The following is a 17,244-nucleotide window of genomic DNA, read 5'->3' on the forward strand; positions in this document are numbered from 1 at the left end:
CGGCGGCTGGCACGGCAGCGCGAGCTGAACGGGAGGAAATGCATGAGCAATGTGGCAATCGTGACGGGTGGTACGCGTGGCATCGGCGCCGCCATCTCCAAGGCCCTGAAGGCCGCAGGCTACACGGTGGCGGCGACCTATGCCGGCAACACCGAGAAGGCCGAGGCGTTCAAGGCGGAGACGGGCATCCACGTCTACAAGTGGGATGTCGCCGATCCCGAGGCCTGCAACCAGGGTGTGGCGCAGGTGGTTTCCGACCTCGGTGCCGTGGAGGTGCTCGTCAACAATGCAGGCATCACCCGTGACGGCTGGTTCCACAAGATGGACTTCGAGCAGTGGTCGGCGGTGATCCGCACCAATCTCGATTCCATGTTCACCATGACGCGCCCGGTCATCGACGGCATGCGCGAGCGTGGCCACGGCCGCATCATCAACATCTCGTCCATAAACGGACAGAAGGGCCAGCTCGGCCAGACCAACTACTCGGCCGCCAAGGCCGGCGTGATCGGTTTCACCAAGGCGCTGGCTTCCGAAAACGCCCGCAAGGGCATCACGGTCAACGCCATCTGCCCGGGCTATATCGACACCGACATGGTGGCGGCGGTGCCGGAAAAGGTTCTGGAGGGGATCATCGCCGGCATTCCGGTCGGCCGGCTCGGCCAGGCGGAGGAGATCGCTGCGGCGGTTGCTTATCTTGCCTCGAAGGAAGCTGCGTTCATGACCGGTGCCGTGCTGACGATCAATGGCGGCCAGTACTACGCCAACGGCTGATCACGCGCGCGAGCGAACACGATCTCGAAAGGGCTCCTGCCTCGGGTAGGGGCCCTTTTTCGTTGGTGTCCGCACGAGGGGTGTCACGGCCGCGGCAGGATCTGCGAACCGCATAACGAAAGAGGCCGGCGCTTGCGCACCGGCCTCTTTTTCGCGTTTTCCAGGGCAGCCGTTTTGCGGCCGCCGCAGGATCACACGTCGTCCTTCACCGCCAGGATCTGGCGGCCCCGGTACATGCCCGTCTTCAGGTCGACGTGATGCGGGCGGCGAAGTTCGCCCGAATCCTTGTCCTCGACATAGGTCGGCTGCTTCAGGGCGTCCGCGGAGCGACGCGCGCCGCGCTTCATGCGCGTGGTTTTTCTCTTCGGAACGGCCATTGTCGTACTCTCCGTCGTGCAATATCCCGCGAAACCCGGACCGGGTCAGCCCGGGGCGTGGGTCTACACGGTGTGCAGGAATGGCGGGCTTATACCGGACCTTTTGCCGCTTTGCCAGCCCGAAAGTCAGAAAATTTGTCGTGTCCGGGCGATTCTTTCCGTCGCGATCAGGGGCCAAAACCGGGGATGCAGTCCAGATGCGGCTCGATCGCCGCGGCCCGGCCGCGATTGATCCGCGCCAGCCGGTCGTGGCCGGGGCGCGGCCGGGCCGGATTGCGGGCGATCGGGTTGGGAAGCGCCGTGGCCAAGCGCGCCGCTTCCGTACGATCGAGGTCCTTCGCGGGCTTGCCGAACCAGGCCTGCGCAGCGGCTTCCGCCCCGAAGACGCCTTCACCCCATTCCGCGATGTTGAGGTAGATTTCCAGGATCCGCCGCTTGGTCAGCATGGCGTCGATCATCAGCGCCAGCGGCAGTTCCACGGCCTTGCGGACATAGCTGCGGTCGTTCCACAGGAACAGGTTCTTGGCGACCTGCATGGTGATGGTCGAGGCGCCGCGCACGTTGTCGCCGTCGTTCAGCGCGGCGATCTGGCTCTCCAGTGCCTCCCAGTCGACGCCGCCATGCTGGCAGAAGCGGGCATCCTCCGAGGCGACGACGGACCGCACGAGATGCGGAGAGATTGCGTCGAGGGACACATAGTCGCGATCGACCCAGAGCCCCTGGACATAGCGGGCGAGCATCAGCGTACTGACGGGCGGCACCACGGCCCAAAGCAGGGTCAGGACGGGCGGCAGCAGCACAATGGCGAGAAGCGTACGCAGCACGATCCGCCGCAATCGCCTGCGGCGCGGCCGCCGCGTCTCGCTCCTGACTTCGCCTTCGCTCATTCGCCCCCGCCGTCCGCCGTGCCGATCCCCTCGCGCACGGTGCCACACTGTGGCGAGGGAATACAGGTTGGCAATGTCTCAGACAACAGATGGTCGTCTGCCGCCACCGAACCTTCCTGGAAGTGGTTGACCTTCGCCGGGTTTTTCGACACTGAGGCGAGGCGCCGGCGGATCGAGGCCGGCCCCCGTTCCTTAAGGTTTTCCGGAGCCGTTCCCGTGACTGCCGATGCCGCCGACCAGCTTGCCGCCGATGCAGGGCGGTTCGAGGCAATGCTCGACAACCTGCTTGCCTTGCAGCCGTGCGAAGAGGAGCCGGCGCGTCCCGACCGGCTCGTCGAAGCAATGCGCTATGCGGTGCTCGGGGGCGGCAAGCGGCTGCGCCCGGGTCTGATGATCGCGGCGGCGCGGCTTTTCGGTCGCGACGACGAGGGCGTGCTCGTCGCGGCCGCCGCTCTAGAATGCATCCACTGCTATTCGCTCGTCCATGACGATCTTCCGGCGATGGACGACGACGACCTGCGCCGCGGCCGGCCGACGGTTCACCGCGCCTTCGACGAGGCGACGGCGATCCTTGCCGGCGATGCGCTGCTGACGCTGGCCTTCGATCTCGTCGCCGATCCGCGGGTGCATGCAGATGCCGGCGTCCGGCTGTCGGCGTCGTGCGACCTGGCGCGCGCCGCCGGTGTCGGCGGCATGGCGGGCGGGCAGATGCTCGATCTTGCGGCCGAGCACAGCGCGCTCGGCGAGGCGGAGATCCGCCTGTTGCAGTCGATGAAGACCGGCGCGCTGATCCGCTATGCAGCGCGCACCGGCGCACGCCTTGCCGGCGCGTCCAGCGAGGATGTCGAGAGGTTGACCCGGTTCGGCGAGGTGATCGGCCTTGCGTTTCAACTGGCCGACGACCTGCTCGACGTCGAGGGCGATGCGGTTGCGCTCGGCAAGGCGGCCGGCAAGGATGCGGCGGCCGGCAAGGCGACGCTGGTCGCGCTCAAGGGCGCCGAGTGGACACGCGCGGAGCTTTCCCGGCTGGTGGGCGAGGCGGAGACGCTGCTGGTGCCTTACGGGACCCGCGCGGCGCCGCTTGCGGGGCTTGCCCGGTTCGTTGCTGCTCGCGACCGCTGAGGGTCCCGACCGCCCGGATTTCACCATTTCAGCCGACAAAGCTGCGCATGTGGAAGCTCCCGGCTTCCGGCGACTGCGCATGTGCGCGACCGAAAGGGCAGGCATGCCTTGCGAGGCAGCCAGCGTGGCAGGGCGCGGCAGGGTTCGCCCGCAGATAAGCCAGACAGCGCGGCACGTCGTAGCCGGCTTCCGACAGGGCGCCGGCTGGGCAAGCGGACATGCAGGGCGTGCCGGAGCAGGCCGGGCAGGGGCCTTCTGCGGGTGACGCCGCGGGTACGGCCAACGGCTCCGACGACAGGAAGGCCGCACGCAGGCCTGCCCAGGGGCCGAACTCGCGATGCGCCAGCACACCCATCGGCGAGCGCGAGAAACCGCCGGCCCTCAGTGTCCAGCGCTGGAAGGGATGGTAGGGAGGGCCTTCGAAGGGAAAGACGATGCCGAGGCCCTCGCTCTCGGCCAACCCGGTCAGGACCCGGCGCGTGAAGCGATCCAGCGGGTCCGGCAGGCCGTCGGCCGCTTCGGGACTGCTTGCGAAGACTTCGAAGAGGGCGTTGGAAAGACTGCCGACAACGAATACCGCACGGGCAGCATGGCCTGTCCCGGTGTGGGGCACCTCGTCCTCCGGGACGGGCTCGAACCGGCCGAGCAGGCAAAACCCGGCGCGAGCGAGCCCGTCGCCGAGACCGGCGAGCCAGGCGGCATCCCGCGCCGGGTGCGATGTCACTTCAGCCGGTCGCGCTTGGCCAGGGTGCGCAGGCGCAGGGCGTTCAGGCGGATGAAGCCGGCCGCGTCCTTCTGGTCGTAGGCGCCGCGATCGTCCTCGAACGTCACCAGCTCCTCGGAGTAGAGCGAGTAGGGCGACTGGCGGCCGACGACGATGACGTTGCCCTTGTAGAGCTTGAGGCGGACCTCGCCGGCGACCTTTTCCTGGCTCTTGTCGATAGCTGCCTGCAGCATCTCGCGCTCCGGCGAGAACCAGAAGCCGTTGTAGATGAGCTCCGCATAGCGCGGCATCAGTTCGTCCTTCAGGTGGCTGGCGCCGCGGTCCAGGGTGATCGACTCGATCGCCCGGTGGGCGGTGAGCAGGATCGTGCCGCCCGGCGTCTCGTAGACGCCGCGCGACTTCATGCCGACGAAGCGGTTCTCGACGAGGTCGAGGCGGCCGATGCCGTTCTCGCGGCCATACTCGTTCAGCTTGGCGAAGAGGGTTGCCGGCGACAGCTTCTCGCCGTTGAGCGACACGGCGTCGCCCTTCTCGAAGCCGATGGTGACCTCGGTGGGAACGTCCGGCGCCTCCATCGGGTCGACGGTGCGCTGGTAGACATATGCCGGCGGCTCCTCCCACGGATCCTCGAGAACCTTACCCTCGGACGAGGAGTGCAGCATGTTGGCGTCGACCGAGAACGGCGCCTCGCCGCGCTTGTCCTTCGGCACCGGAATCTGGTGCTGCTCGGCGAATTCGATGAGGTCGGTACGGGACTTGAAGGTCCAGTCGCGCCACGGGGCGATGACCTTGATGTCCGGGTCGAGCGCATAGGCCGACAGCTCGAAGCGGACCTGATCGTTGCCCTTGCCGGTGGCGCCGTGGGCGATCGCGTCGGCGCCGGTCTCGTGGGCGATCTCGATCAGCCGCTTGGAGATCAGCGGGCGGGCGATGGAGGTGCCGAGCAGGTAGACGCCCTCGTAGACGGCATTGGCACGGAACATCGGGAAGACGAAGTCGCGGATGAATTCCTCGCGCAAATCGTCGATATGGATTTCCTTGATGCCGAGCAGCTCGGCCTTCTTGCGCGCCGGCTCCAGTTCCTCGCCCTGGCCGAGGTCGGCGGTGAAGGTCACCACTTCGCAGCCGTATTCGGTCTGCAGCCACTTCAGGATGATCGAGGTATCGAGGCCGCCGGAATAGGCGAGCACCACCTTCTTGATGTCTTTGTGTGCCATGGGGTCCGTAGTTCCAGTCCTGGGCAGGTTGAGGGGATCCGTGCGCCGGCACGGGCCGGCAGGTCGCCGCTGGTGAAATTCGCGCGCACTGTAGCCCTTGGGCGCCGGAGCGCAAGCCGGGAAACCCCGAAGCGCTGCGGTTCCGCGCCGAAATTCAGCCGCGTGGAACGGGCCGCCAGCCGGGAGGTGCCATCTCGAAGCCGGCAAACTCGAAGCCGGGCGCCACGGTGCAACCGACCAGCGTCCAGCGGCCGAGGCTTTCGGCCGTCTGCCACGCTCCTGCCGGCACGATGCCTTGCGGGTGCTGGCCGGCAGCGAGGTCGTTCCCCAGACGCATGGCACGGGCATCGTGTCCGTTCTCCGAGATGGTCAGGGCGAGCGGCCCGCCGGCATGCCAGTGCCAGATCTCGACTGCATCCACACGGTGCCAGGCCGACAATTCGCCAGCCTCCAGCAGGTAGTAGATGGCGGTCGACCGGGCGCGGCCCGCGGCATCCGTCTCGCTGTCGCGGAACGTCTCCCGGTAGTGCCCGCCTTCGGGATGCGGCGCGAGGCCGAGCATCGAGATGATCTCGGCGGCGGTCATGTCGGCGTCGAACACGGCGGTCGGCTCCAGCGGGCGGTCAGAACGTGTCCTTGCGGCGCCGGATCTCGGCAAAGACCGCCGCATCGCTTGCCCCTTCGAGGCCCAGGTGCTTGCGGATGGCCGGGTCGCCGGGCCGCAGGAACGGATTTGTCGCCAGTTCTGCCGCCATCGTCGTCGGCAGCGTCGGCAAGCCCTTCTGCCGCAGGCTCTCCACCTCGGCAACACGCGCCTTCAAGGCGGCGTTGTCCGGATCGACAGTCAGCGCAAAGCGGGCGTTGGAGAGGGTATATTCATGACCGCAATGGATGGAGGTCTGCGGCGGCAGCAGGCGGGCGAGCTTTTCGAGCGAAGCCCACATCATGGCCGGATCGCCCTCGAAGATGCGGCCGCAGCCGAGCGAGAACAACGTGTCGCCGGTATGGGCGAAGGAGAGTTCCGGCGCCCACCACGAGATCTGGTCGAGCGTATGGCCGGGCGTGCCGATCGCCTTGAAGGCGATCCCCGCGACCGTGATCTCGTCACCGTCTTCCACAAAGGCGTCGAGCCCGGCGATCTTGTCGCGGGACAGAGCGGGGCCGGTGGCGCGGGCACCGGTATCGGCCTTGAGCTTCTCCAGCCCCTGGACATGGTCCCAGTGATGGTGGGTGACGAGAATATCCGTCAGCGTCCAGCCGGTTTCCCTCAGCACCTCCTTGTAGGGATCGGGGTGAGGCACGTCGATGGCGATTGTGCCGCCCGGTCCGCTTGCGCTTTCCGGCACATGGACAAGGACGCCGAAATTGTCGTCGAGACAGGTGAACTGGCGGATTACCGCTCGCCTGATGTCAGCGCTCATGATGTCGTCCTCCGTGTGGTGAAACATGCTCCGCCGAGGCGTATTCCCCGCAGGTAGCATCTTTCTGCCTTCGGCGGCAGACCTGGCCAACCGCTAAGGCAGGCTGAGCGGTCAACGTCCGGGCGTCGTCGCGCGTTCCACGAAGATGGCCTCCAGCCTCAGGGTCGAGGGCGGCGCATCCAGGTCGGTCAACCGTCGCTCCAGATGGGCGACGGCGCCTTCCGCCATCTTTTCCGGATCTTGCCGGAAGGTGCTGAGCCGGTAGGCGTCCCAGGACGCTTCGGGGATGTCGTCGAAACCGATCATCGCAAGATCCCGCGGAAGATCGAGGCTGAACCTGCTGCGGGCGCGGTCCATCAGGCCGATGGCCACGAGATCGTTGACGCAGAAGACAGCTTCGGGTCGCTCTTGTGCCGCATCCCCCCCCAGGAGCGCATCGGCAGCCTCCTGGCCGCCGGCATAGTTGGCTTCCTTGCCGTGAACGCGGACAACGCTGGCGCCGAGGCGCCGGGCCTCGTCCGCGAAAGCGTCCTCGCGCTCGACGAGGCTGGGCGTCGCCGAGGAGACCCCGGCCACCGCGAGGCGCGTGAAGCCGCGCTCGACGAAGAGCCGTGCGGCCTCTCGGGCCGCACCGGTATTGTCGATGCGCACGTGATCGCAGTCGGGCTCGGAGCGTCCGATCATGATCAGCGGCTGGCCGTTGCGCCGGGCCAGTTCCACGAAGGAGGCCGGAGGCGAGCCGGACAGGATGATCGTTGCCGCCGCGCGGTACCCGAACAGGGCATTCTGCGCCGCCTGCAGCTCCTGCTCGAGGCTGCCGGTGTTGATGATCAGGGGCACGCTGCCGCGCAGGATCAGCGCTCGCGTCAGGGCGGAGACGAGATGGGCGCGAAAGCCCACCTCGGGCCGGGTGACGATGAGCCCGACGAGGCGGCTGCGGTTGGCGAGCAGGCCGCGCGCCAGATCGTTGACCTGGTAGCCGAGCTCGGCTGCCGCCTGCATGACCTTCTCGCGGGTTTCCGGCGCGATGCTGGCGCCCGGCGTAAACGCGCGCGAGACCGCCGAGCGCGATACGCCGGCCTTTTGTGCCACCTGCTGCGCGCTGATGAAGCGCCGTGCGGGGGTCTTTTCGCCCTGGTCCCGTTTCAATGGCCAACCTTCGACAGCACGTCGGATCTGAGGAATCGCTCGACGACGAGCATGAAAGCAATGGACGGTATCAGGAGCAACAACGCCGTGATCGATGCCACCTGATAGTTTCCGCCGGCACCCGCTGTATAGAGCAGGAGCGGCAACAGATTCACGTCTGGCGCGCCGACGAAGTAGCTGCCGGTGAACTCGTCGAGCGATTCCAGGAAGACGAAGATCGCGCTGGCCAGCAGTCCCGGGGCGGCAAGCGGCAGCGTCACGTCCCGGAAGGCGCGGAAAGCGCCGGCGCCGAGTGAGCGGGCCGCCTGTTCCAGTTCGCTGTCGACGGCGGAGAAGGCAGCCGTCGCGATCCAGACCGCATAGACCAGCCCGTGGGTAACATGCACCAGCACGACGCCGATGACCGTGCCGTTGAGGCCGATCTGGTAGAAGAGCCGGGCGATGTTGACGTAGACCGGCAGGTTCGGGAAGGCCTGCGGGATCAGGAAGGCCAGCAGGATCAGCGCTCTGAACGGCAGGCGCAGGCGCGCCAGCGCATAGCCGGCAGGCACTGCCAGCGCGATGGCCAGAACCACCGTCAGGCTCGCCACCAGGACGCTGTTGGCGAGAGATTCCATCGCGTTGCCGCGGGGCGAGAACACTCGCTCCCAGTAGCTGAAGCCGTATTCGAGCGGCAGCGCATGGGGGAAGTACCAGCGCTCGGCGACGGTCCACAGGACGAGGTTCGTCAGCGGGCCGAAGATGATGAAGGCGAGCAGGCCGAGCACGATGGCACGCGGCACCCACCAAAGGTCCGGGCGGATGCGCGCAGGCTCGGCCTTGCGCGAAAGGGGTGTCGACGAGGCGCTCATCCGCGCTCCTTCATGCTCTGGCGCAGGTAGAACCATGCGACGCAGGCGGTCGCGGCGAGCGAGATCAGGCCGAGCGCGTTGGCCACGCCGTAGTCGCCATAGGCATTGATGCGGAAGGCGATGTCGGCGGTCAGCATGGTGGGCGACTGGGCGTTGATCATCAGCGGCACGGAGAGCACCGACATCATCGTGACGAAGGACAGGACCAGCCCGACCATCAGCGTGGTGGCGACCTGCGGCACCAGGATCTCGATCAGGATGCGGAGCCGCGATGCGCCGAGATTGCGTGCCGCCTCGATGGTGCCGCGGTCGACCGAGGCCATGGCGCCTGCAAGCAGCAGCGTCACGAAGGGCGTCTGCTTCCAGACAAAGGCGATGACGATGCCGCGCCAGTCGAGGAAGCTTACCGCCTGCAGCGGCGTGATGAGGCCGGCACCGACGAGAATGTTGTTCATCAAGCCGTTCTTGGCGAGGAAGGTGCGCAGCACCTGGCCGACGACGATGAAGGGAATGAACAGCGGCCACCGGTACAGCCAGCGCAGGATCGCCACGGCGCGCGGGTTTTCGCCCAGCGTCAGATAGCCGCCGATGGCGATCGAGAAGAGCCCGATCAGGCAGGTCGACAGGCCGACGATCACCACGGTGAAGAGGATGTCGGAGCTGTAGAGCGCGAAGGACTTCGTGAAGTTGTCCAGCCCGTAGCCCGCCTCGGTCTCGAAGGCGCCGACCACCGAAAGGGCGAGCGGCAGTACGAACAGGAACAGGATCACCGTCAGGGCGGGCAGGACGAGAAGCAGTCCGAGCAGGCGTCTTGGCATGATGGCGTCGATCCGGTGGCGGCCGCCCGGGGAAACCGGGCGGCCTTTGCGGTGAGGGTCAGTTCGCGGCCTTGGCCTCGTAGGCTTCCAGGATCGCGTTGTTGTAGGGCGCGATCGGGAAGGGCTTGCCGTAGCTGGCGAGGTCTTCCGGAGACACGTCCGTGAACAGCTTGTTCCAGGTCTCGGCATCGAGCTCGGCCTGGACGTGCTGCGCATCGATGCCCGGATACCAGTTGAAGCGCTTGACGATGCCTTCCGCCTGCACCTTCGGGCTGGTGGCGAGCTCGACGAACTTCTCCGCCAGCTCCTTGTTCGGAGCCTTGGCCGGGATCACGTAGTGCATCGGCTGGCCGGGCATGCCGGGCGCCGGTAGCACCAGCTTGAATTCCGGCGGCAGCTGGCCGTTGGCCTGCCAGGAATAGAACATGTCGACCCAGACCGGCCCGATGGCGATCTCGCCGCGCGACAGCAGGTCGAGCGTGCCCGCATTGCCCGGGGTCAGGGTGGCGTTCTGGGTGAACTCCTTCAGGCCGTCGAAGGCGGCGTCCCACTTGGTGGTCTCGGCCTCCTCGAAGGGGCCGTTCATCAGCTTGCCGGCGTCGCCCTCGCCGAAGGCGTAGACCCAGCCCATGACGAAGCTCACGCCCGAGGCGCCGCCCTTGATGCCGTTGTAGCCGAACTGCTTCGGGTTCTCCTTCACCCAGGCGGCGAGCTCCTCGTAGCTCTTCGGCGGGTTCGGCAGCAGGGCCGGGTTGTAGGCGAGCGCGGTCTGGCTGTTGAACATCGGCATGACGTAGCCCTTGACGTTCGAGCCGAGCGCTATGTCTGCATTCGACCGTGTCACCAGCTTGCCGGTGGAGATGGTGTCGCGATAGGCCTCGAGATAGCCGCCGGACACCATCGGGCCTGCGAACTTCTCGTGGACGACGGCAACGTCCGTGTCCCAGGTCTCGCTGCCGGCCTGCTTCTGGGCCTCGAAGCGCTCCAGGATCTTCTGCGAGCCGGCATCGCCCGGTCCGGTGCCGACGGCGCGCACCGTGTGACCCGGGTTCTGCTCCTCGAAGATCGGGCCGAGATACTCGTTGATGTAGTCGACCATGTTCTGGTCGCCGGCCGTGATCACGGTCAGTTCGGCCGCCGTCACCGGTGTGGACGCAAGGCCCAGCACCAGCGTCGCCGAAAGAAGTTTCCTCATGTCGGTACTCCGCTTTCTAGACATCATTGACGTTCAGCTCTCGGATGCTTCCAGGACGCGGCCTTCGGTGCCGTCGCTCAAGGAGCCTTCGGGGCCGGCAGGGTGTCCCTGCCGGACGAAGAGGAAGAGCGCTTCGGCAGGGATGCGAATACGCACCGCCGCGCCGAGCGCGAAGGGTTCGGGGCTGTCGACCAGCAGCGTGTCTTCGCCGACCCGCACGGAATGGCGCCAGGCACCGCCCGGATAGCTCGCCGCCTCGACGCGGCCGGGCAATTCCAGCGCGTCGCGGGTGGCGGTGCCGTCGCCTTCACCGGTAAGGAGGGATGCGGCCTCGGCGCGGAAGCGCCCTTCCAGATCGCCGTCGGTCAGCGGCCGTCCGTCCAGGGCCAGATCGGCCGCGGCATTGGCCAGACCGGCGGCGATGATGACCCTGTCGCCGGCGATCCGACCGGTCAGATCGATGCGGTTCTCCGCGCCCATGAAGGCGGCGACGAAGGGGGTGGCGGGGCGGTTGTACAGCTCCTGCGGCGTGCCCTGCTGGGCGATGCGGCCGCGGTCGAGAATGACGATGCGGTCGGCCATCACCATGGCCTCTTCGCGGTCGTGGGTGACATGCACCGCCGTGATGCCGAGGCGCTTCTGCAGCGCGCTGATGTCGTGACGGACCTTGAGGCGGATGCGGGCGTCGAGATTGGACAGCGGCTCGTCGAGCAGCAGGATCTGCGGATCGATCGCCAGTGCCCGGCCGAGCGCGACGCGCTGGCGCTGGCCGCCCGACAAGGCACCGGGCTTGCGGCCGCCGAGGCCGGACAGGCCGAGCAGGTCTTCCAGCTCACCGACGCGCTTTGCGATCTCGGCCTTCGGCCGGCCGCGCAGCTTCAGCCCGTAGCCGATGTTCTGCGCCACCGTCATGTGCGGCCACAGGGCGTAGGACTGGAAGACCAGCGCCATGCCGCGCTTGTCCGGCGGTTGGCGCGTAACGTCGGCACCGTCGACGGAAATGCTGCCGCCTGAGGGCTTCACGAAGCCGGCAATGGCACGCAGCAAGGTGGTCTTGCCGCAGCCGGACGAGCCGAGCAGCGCGACGAACTCTCCCTTGCCGATGGCGAGGTTGAGCCCCTCGAGCACACGCGTTGCGCCATAGCCCGCGGACAGCCCCGCGATGTTCAGGAAGCCCTCTTGCGTCATTTTCCACCCTTTGCACAGCTGTGCATTGCAAGATACACGCTGTTTTTCTTCGGCCGACGAAACGGCGTTTCCATATTGTTAGCCTCGGCCTTCGTGCGGCGCAACGCCGCAGACACGTCAAAACTTCCAAGCTCAGTGATAGGCGGTGCGTGTAACGGCGAGATGACGCTGGCGCCACAGCGAGGCTTCCGCCGCGTTCTCTGCCGGTCGTGAGAGGTGAAGGGGCGGTCGATCCGCGACTTGTCGCTTTGAGAAATCAGCAGGTCATGCAAGTTTCGACAGGCGGACGATTCGTGGATGTGCGGCCTCGGGGCGATGGCTTCCGAACCAGGATGTGGATGCTTCGGCTTGGGAGAAGCTTGCACGAAAAGGGCAGGTACCAGGGCCGTGCAAATAACCTGCCCACGACCGGCCACAGAATTGACGCTGGATGGTAGGCTGCGGCCCGAGACCTCGATCGGCGCGGCAACATCCGCCGAACGGGATGCAAGATGGATCGGGACGATTCTTCCTCCGATCCCGCCTCCGCCCAGGAGACCGGGATTCTCGAAAGCACCCGCGGCCTGACCGCTGTGCTCGACTGTCTCCCTCACCCCGCGTGGATCTTCGATTGCAGCGGTCGCTATGTCTTCCAGAACCGCATCGATCGGGAGACCCATGGCAGCGCTGTGGGGTTGCTGCCGAGCGAGGCGGGCCTGGGCCCCGAGGAGGGGCAGGCCTGGACTGAGATGCACCTCAGGGTGATCGGAGGGGAGCGCGTTCACTACAGCCGGGAGTTGGAAACCTCGCGCGGTCGGCTCGTCTCCGAAACCTCCATCGAACCGGTGACGGCCGATGGGGTGATCATCGGCGGTGTCGGCGTTTCGGTCGACCAGACCGCCCGGACCGACGCGGTTCGCAGGCTCAATGAGGCGCATCAGCGGCTGGCGGAATTCGTGGCCGTTTCCTCCGACTGGGTCTGGGAGACGGACGAGGAGCATCGTTTTGCCAGCGTGATAGGCGACGGGGAGCGGCTCGGCCTCGACTTCGCCGGGTGGATCGGTCGTACCCGCTGGGAGGTGGCGAACGGGGACACGGCGAACGACCCGCTCTGGCGGGGCTATATGGAAACGGTGGCGCAGCAACTGCCGATCGTGAACTTCATCTTTCCCGGAATGCGCGCCAATGGCGAGTCAATGTGGGTGGAGGTCAACGGCCGGCCGCGCCGCTCGCCCGACGGCCGGTTTCTCGGCTATCGTGGCGTGACGCGCGACGTGACGCGGCGCGAAACCATGGCAGAGCAGCTGCGGCGTTCGGACATCGTCATCCGGGCGACGAACAATGCGGTGGTGGTGTGCGATCGGGTCGGCCGGGTTCGCTGGGTGAACACCGCCTTCGAGCGCCTGACGGGCTATTCGGAAGCCGAGGTGCTCGGCAAGAAGCCCGGCGCGTTGCTGCAATGTCCTGAAACCGATCCCGAAACCGTACGGGAGATGAGCGCGGCCATCGCCGAGGGGCGTTCTGTGCGGGTGCAGGTGCTGAACCAGTCGCGAACCGGCCGGCGTTATTGGCTCGACCTCGATATCCTGCCGATTCAAGGAGAGGGAGCGGAGCCGGAAGGCTTTGTCGGCGTACAGACGGATGTGACCGAACTCGTCGAGGCACGGGCGCTTCTGCACGACGTCATCGAGACCATTCCCGATGCGATTGCGGCCTTCGATGCCGAGGACAGGCTGATCCTCTTCAACCGCTCCTATCGTGACTATTACACGTTGTCGGCCAAGCTCATCCGCGAAGGCACGCCGTTCGAGGACATCCTGCGTCATGGCGTTGCGGCAGGGCAGTATATGGATCCGGGTGCGACGGAGGAGCAGAGGGAAGCCTGGATCCTGAACCGCATTGCGATCCACCGTAATCCGCCGAGCGAGCCGAGCATCCAGCTCTTGTCGGACGGGCGCTGGTTGCAGGTGAGCGAAAGGCGTTCGGCCAGCGGCGCCATCGTCGGCGTACGCACCGATATTACCGCGCTGAAGCATGCCGAGCTGGCCATTCGCCGCACAGCCGAGACGGATGGGCTGACACAGTTGGCCAACCGGTCGGTAATGACGCGCGAATTGGACAAGGTGCTGCAAGGCAAGCGCGCCCGCGACCGGATCGGGGCCTTCGTCATCATCGATCTCGATCACTTCAAGTCGATCAACGACACCCTTGGCCATGATGCCGGCGATACCTTGCTGCGGGTGGTGGCGCAGCGGCTGCGTCGCCTGCTGCGGCGTGGAGACGTCGTTGCGCGGCTGGGAGGCGACGAATTTGCGGTGCTGCTGACCGGTCTTGCGGACGAATTGGCGGCCGAGAGGATGGCAGAGAAGCTGCACAAGGCGCTGACCGCGCGCACCCGGCTCGGCGATCGGATGATGCGGCCGGGAATTTCAATGGGCGTAACTCTGTTTCCGGCGGACGGCGACACGCCGACCGACATCATCAAGAATGCCGATATCGCGCTCTATCAGTCGAAGGCCCAGGGCCGGAACGGCTGGACCCTGTTCAATCCGCAGCTGCGGCGGCGGCTGGAGCGTCGCCACGAACTCGGCGATGCACTGCGACGGGCGATATCGGCAGAAGAAATCGATGTCGCCTTTCAGCCGCAGCTAGGGTTCGGCGACCGCCGCATCGTCGGCTTCGAGGTGCTGGCGCGCTGGCAGCATGCGGGGCAGACGATCAGCCCGCTCGAATTCATCGGCATCGCCGAAGATCTCGGGCTCGGCGGCGTACTTGGCCGGGCGATCATGGAGCGGGCCTTTGCCATCTTTTCCGAGGCGGCCGGGGAGCGGAATGCTCCGGGCCAGCTTGCGATCAATCTCGCGACCTCGCAGCTGAAGGACCCACATTTTCCCGACTATGTGGCGGAAGCGTTGGCGCGATACGCACTGGATCCGCGGCAACTGGAATTCGAGGTAACGGAAACCGTGCTGCTCGACCGCTCCGCCGAGCGGATTGCGGAGACGCTGACCGCGCTCAGGCGGCTCGGCATCAGCCTAGCCCTCGACGATTTCGGGACCGGCTATGCCTCGCTCACCCATCTCAAGCGCTTTCCGGTGTCGCGGCTGAAGATCGACCAGTCCTTCGTGCGCAATATCGGCCAATCGGAGGACGATGCCGCCATCGTGCGTGCCATCATCGGTCTGGCGCACAGCCTTGGCATGACGACGGTTGCCGAAGGGGTGGAGACGCAGGCGCAGCTTCTGTACCTGGAGCAGTTGGGCTGCGATATCGCGCAAGGGTTTTTCATCGGCCGGCCGGCGCGGCTTCCCTCCTGGCGGGTGGCACCGAGAGAGCCGGTGGAAAGCGGCAACCATTCGATCTGATCGGGGAAGCGTACGACAAGACGATTGCGAAGCCGGCCAGGCCAGTTGAGCAAGGCAAGGTGACTCAAACGACAAAAGCCGCGGCGAAGCGCGGCTTTTTGTTTGCTCTATAAACTGGAGCGGGCGATGGGATTCGAACCCACGACCCCAACCTTGGCAAGGTTGTGCTCTACCCCTGAGCTACGCCCGCATCAGTTTGTGGCAGCCGGTCGCGACCGGCGCCTGAGGTGGGCTGTATATGAACCAAGGCGATCCGGATTGCAACAGTGTTTTTCGTGCGTCGCGGGCTGTGGATCAACAGTGGATTTCCGGGCGTTGGCGGGCATGGGGCGCGGCCCGGCTTGTGCACGGGCGGCTGCGTCGGCTAGACCGGTGTTGCCTTGATTTGCGAGGCAAAAGTTGAGCCGTCCCGCCGGACTTCCGGCCCGCAGGATCAGGACAGGACCCCATGCCGGCCAATCGCCAGGACCTTCTCGCCTTTCTCGACGGCCTCGGTCTGGAGGTCGCAACGCGCGATCATCCGGCCGTGTTCACGGTCGCCGAATCCACCGAAATCCACGACGAAATTCCCGGCGGCCACACCAAGAACCTGTTCCTGAAGGACAAGAAGGGCCGCATCTTCCTGGTGGTGGCGCTGCACGATGCGGAGATCGACCTGAAATCGATTCACCAGCTGATCGGCGCGCAGGGGCGGGTTTCCTTCGGCAAGCCGGACCTCCTGATGGAGGTGCTCGGCGTGCTGCCGGGTTCGGTGACACCCTTTGCCCTGATCAACGACCGCGAGGGGCAGAGGGTTACGCCGGTTTTCGATGCGGCGATGATGGAGGTCGAGCCGCTCAATTTCCATCCGCTGGAGAACACGGCGACCACGACGATCTCGCGCGAAGGGCTGTTGGCCTTCGCGCGCGCCTGCGGCCACGAACCGCGTGTGATCGCGGTATCCGGCCAGCACGGCGCGGTTTGAATTTTGCCGCCGATGCGCCCATGTTAGGCGCAACATGCGGCAGCCCTCCCGATCTTCCGGACCACCCGGCAGCGCGAAAGAGGGAAACCAGACGAATCACGCGACGGACAGGCTGACGGCAGCCGTTCGCGCAACCGGGGACGACAGGGTATGAGCAACGACGGTTTTTCGGTCGGAGGCAGCTTCGGCGGGTCCTTCGGCGGTGGCGGGTACGGGACGCCGGCCGCACCGGGAGGCGCTGCCGGCCCGGCAGCCGGTGGTGCGCCGGCGGCGGACGTCATTCGCGACGTTACCACGCAGACCTTCATGGCCGATGTCATCGAGGCTTCGCGCAAGCAGCCGGTGCTGGTCGATTTCTGGGCGCCGTGGTGCGGCCCCTGCAAGCAATTGACCCCGGTGCTGGAAAAGGCCGTGCGCGATGCGCGCGGTGCGGTGATCCTTGCCAAGATGAACATCGACGATCATCCGGAAGTGGCCGGCCAGCTCGGCATTCAGTCGATCCCGGCAGTCATCGCGTTCAAGAACGGCCAGCCGGTCGACGGGTTCATGGGCGCCCAGCAGGAAAGCCAGGTGAAGGCGTTCATCGAGCGAATCGCCGGGCCGATCGGGCCGAGCGATCTGGAGCAGGTGATTGCGCAGGCCGAGGCCGCGCGCGAGGCCGGCGATCTCGCCCAGGCCGCGCAGCTTTATGCCGCCGCCCTGTCGATGGAGCCGGAAAGCGCTGTCGCCATCGGCGGGCTTGCCCAGTGCTATGTCGCCGCCGAGGCGCTCGACAAGGCGCGCGAAGTGCTGGCGATGGCGCCGGAGGCGGCTGCCTCCGATCCGGCGATCTCCGCTGCCCGTGCGGCGCTAGACCTTGCCGATCAGGCAAGCAATCTGGGCGATCTTGCCGGTCTTGAGGCGCGCATCGCCGAGAATCCGTCCGATTACCAGGCGCGTTTCGATCTGGCCGTCGCGCTCGGCTCCAGCGCCGCGCGGCGCCAGGAGGCGGTTGACCAGCTGATCGAGATCGTGCGCCACGACCGGGAGTGGAACGAGGACGGGGCACGCAAGCAGCTGCTGCAGTTCTTCGAGGCCTGGGGGCACAAGGATCCTGCGACGGCTTATGGTCGCCGACGCCTGTCGGCTGTCTTGTTCCGTTGAACCGGCAGTCCCGGCCCTGCCTTGAGCGGCAGGGCTTTTTTCGCTCCACGGCCGGCTCCGGCTGGCCACGCGC

At 66.4% G+C, this 17,244-nt stretch carries 16 protein-coding genes and 1 tRNA gene; 5 read left to right on the plus strand and 12 right to left on the minus strand.

Annotated elements, in window-relative coordinates:
• Nucleotides 1–42 precede the first annotated feature (42 nt).
• Nucleotides 43–771, plus strand: coding sequence for an acetoacetyl-CoA reductase (gene phbB, locus MNI96_RS07465; RefSeq protein ID WP_249691749.1), 729 nt, complete (start codon nt 43–45; stop codon nt 769–771).
• A 191-nt stretch (nt 772–962) separates the two neighbouring features.
• Here phbB and rpmF read toward each other — a convergent pair whose 3' ends face one another.
• Together rpmF and mtgA are read right to left on the minus strand one after the other, a co-directional pair.
• Nucleotides 963–1,148 carry a 50S ribosomal protein L32 gene (gene rpmF / locus MNI96_RS07470; RefSeq protein ID WP_067224425.1) on the minus strand — a complete coding sequence of 62 codons (186 nt, stop codon included), beginning with the start codon at nt 1,146–1,148 and terminating at the stop codon, nt 963–965.
• Between the two features lie 167 nt (nt 1,149–1,315).
• Nucleotides 1,316–2,035, minus strand: a complete 720-nt coding sequence (gene mtgA / locus MNI96_RS07475) for a monofunctional biosynthetic peptidoglycan transglycosylase (RefSeq protein ID WP_249691751.1) — start codon at nt 2,033–2,035, stop codon at nt 1,316–1,318.
• Between the two features lie 270 nt (nt 2,036–2,305).
• Between mtgA and MNI96_RS07480 the strand changes: the two genes are divergently transcribed.
• Nucleotides 2,306–3,157, plus strand: coding sequence for a polyprenyl synthetase family protein (locus MNI96_RS07480; protein WP_249692221.1), 852 nt, complete (start codon nt 2,306–2,308; stop codon nt 3,155–3,157).
• Between the two features lie 28 nt (nt 3,158–3,185).
• Here MNI96_RS07480 and MNI96_RS07485 read toward each other — a convergent pair whose 3' ends face one another.
• The 9 genes from MNI96_RS07485 to MNI96_RS07525 all read right to left on the minus strand — a co-directional run bounded on the left by MNI96_RS07485 (nt 3,186) and on the right by MNI96_RS07525 (nt 11,720).
• Nucleotides 3,186–3,881, minus strand: a complete 696-nt coding sequence (locus MNI96_RS07485; protein ID WP_249691753.1) for a hypothetical protein — start codon at nt 3,879–3,881, stop codon at nt 3,186–3,188.
• Entirely contained in the window at nt 3,878–5,098 is a 1,221-nt protein-coding gene (locus MNI96_RS07490; protein ID WP_249691755.1) for an argininosuccinate synthase, read from the minus strand. Before MNI96_RS07490 ends, MNI96_RS07485 begins: the two co-directional genes overlap by 4 nt.
• Nucleotides 5,099–5,252: 154 nt before the next feature.
• The gene (locus MNI96_RS07495; RefSeq protein WP_249692223.1) at nt 5,253–5,684 is read right to left on the minus strand and encodes a cupin domain-containing protein; all 432 of its coding nucleotides are present in this window, start codon (nt 5,682–5,684) and stop codon (nt 5,253–5,255) included.
• A 37-nt stretch (nt 5,685–5,721) separates the two neighbouring features.
• Nucleotides 5,722–6,519, minus strand: coding sequence for a hydroxyacylglutathione hydrolase (gene gloB / locus MNI96_RS07500; protein WP_249691757.1), 798 nt, complete (start codon nt 6,517–6,519; stop codon nt 5,722–5,724).
• Nucleotides 6,520–6,630: 111 nt separating this feature from the next.
• Nucleotides 6,631–7,668, minus strand: a complete 1,038-nt coding sequence (locus tag MNI96_RS07505) for a LacI family DNA-binding transcriptional regulator (protein WP_249691759.1) — start codon at nt 7,666–7,668, stop codon at nt 6,631–6,633.
• Nucleotides 7,665–8,519: an ABC transporter permease gene (locus MNI96_RS07510; RefSeq protein ID WP_249691761.1), complete on the minus strand. Its 855-nt coding sequence runs from the start codon at nt 8,517–8,519 to the stop codon at nt 7,665–7,667. Before MNI96_RS07510 ends, MNI96_RS07505 begins: the two co-directional genes overlap by 4 nt.
• Nucleotides 8,516–9,337: an ABC transporter permease gene (locus MNI96_RS07515; RefSeq protein WP_249691763.1), complete on the minus strand. Its 822-nt coding sequence runs from the start codon at nt 9,335–9,337 to the stop codon at nt 8,516–8,518. Before MNI96_RS07515 ends, MNI96_RS07510 begins: the two co-directional genes overlap by 4 nt.
• Nucleotides 9,338–9,395: 58 nt before the next feature.
• On the minus strand, nt 9,396–10,532 hold the full coding sequence (locus MNI96_RS07520) for an ABC transporter substrate-binding protein (RefSeq protein WP_249691765.1): 1,137 nt from the start codon (nt 10,530–10,532) through the stop codon (nt 9,396–9,398).
• A gap of 33 nt (nt 10,533–10,565) precedes the next feature.
• Nucleotides 10,566–11,720, minus strand: a complete 1,155-nt coding sequence (locus MNI96_RS07525; protein ID WP_249691768.1) for an ABC transporter ATP-binding protein — start codon at nt 11,718–11,720, stop codon at nt 10,566–10,568.
• 491 nt (nt 11,721–12,211) lie between these two features.
• On the opposite strand from MNI96_RS07525, the gene MNI96_RS07530 reads away from it, so the two are divergent.
• On the plus strand, nt 12,212–15,064 hold the full coding sequence (locus tag MNI96_RS07530) for a sensor domain-containing protein (protein ID WP_249691770.1): 2,853 nt from the start codon (nt 12,212–12,214) through the stop codon (nt 15,062–15,064).
• Nucleotides 15,065–15,179: 115 nt separating this feature from the next.
• On the opposite strand, the gene MNI96_RS07535 is transcribed toward MNI96_RS07530, so the two are convergent.
• Nucleotides 15,180–15,254, minus strand: a tRNA-Gly gene (locus tag MNI96_RS07535).
• Nucleotides 15,255–15,512: 258 nt separating this feature from the next.
• Here MNI96_RS07535 and MNI96_RS07540 point away from each other — a divergent pair.
• Entirely contained in the window at nt 15,513–16,028 is a 516-nt protein-coding gene (locus tag MNI96_RS07540) for a prolyl-tRNA synthetase associated domain-containing protein (protein ID WP_249691773.1), read from the plus strand.
• A 150-nt stretch (nt 16,029–16,178) separates the two neighbouring features.
• Complete coding sequence (gene trxA / locus MNI96_RS07545; protein ID WP_249691776.1) at nt 16,179–17,171, plus strand: thioredoxin; 993 nt, start codon at nt 16,179–16,181, stop codon at nt 17,169–17,171.
• Nucleotides 17,172–17,244 lie beyond the last annotated feature (73 nt).

This window comes from Stappia sp. WLB 29 (assembly GCF_023507705.1).
GTDB lineage: Bacteria > Pseudomonadota > Alphaproteobacteria > Rhizobiales > Stappiaceae > Stappia.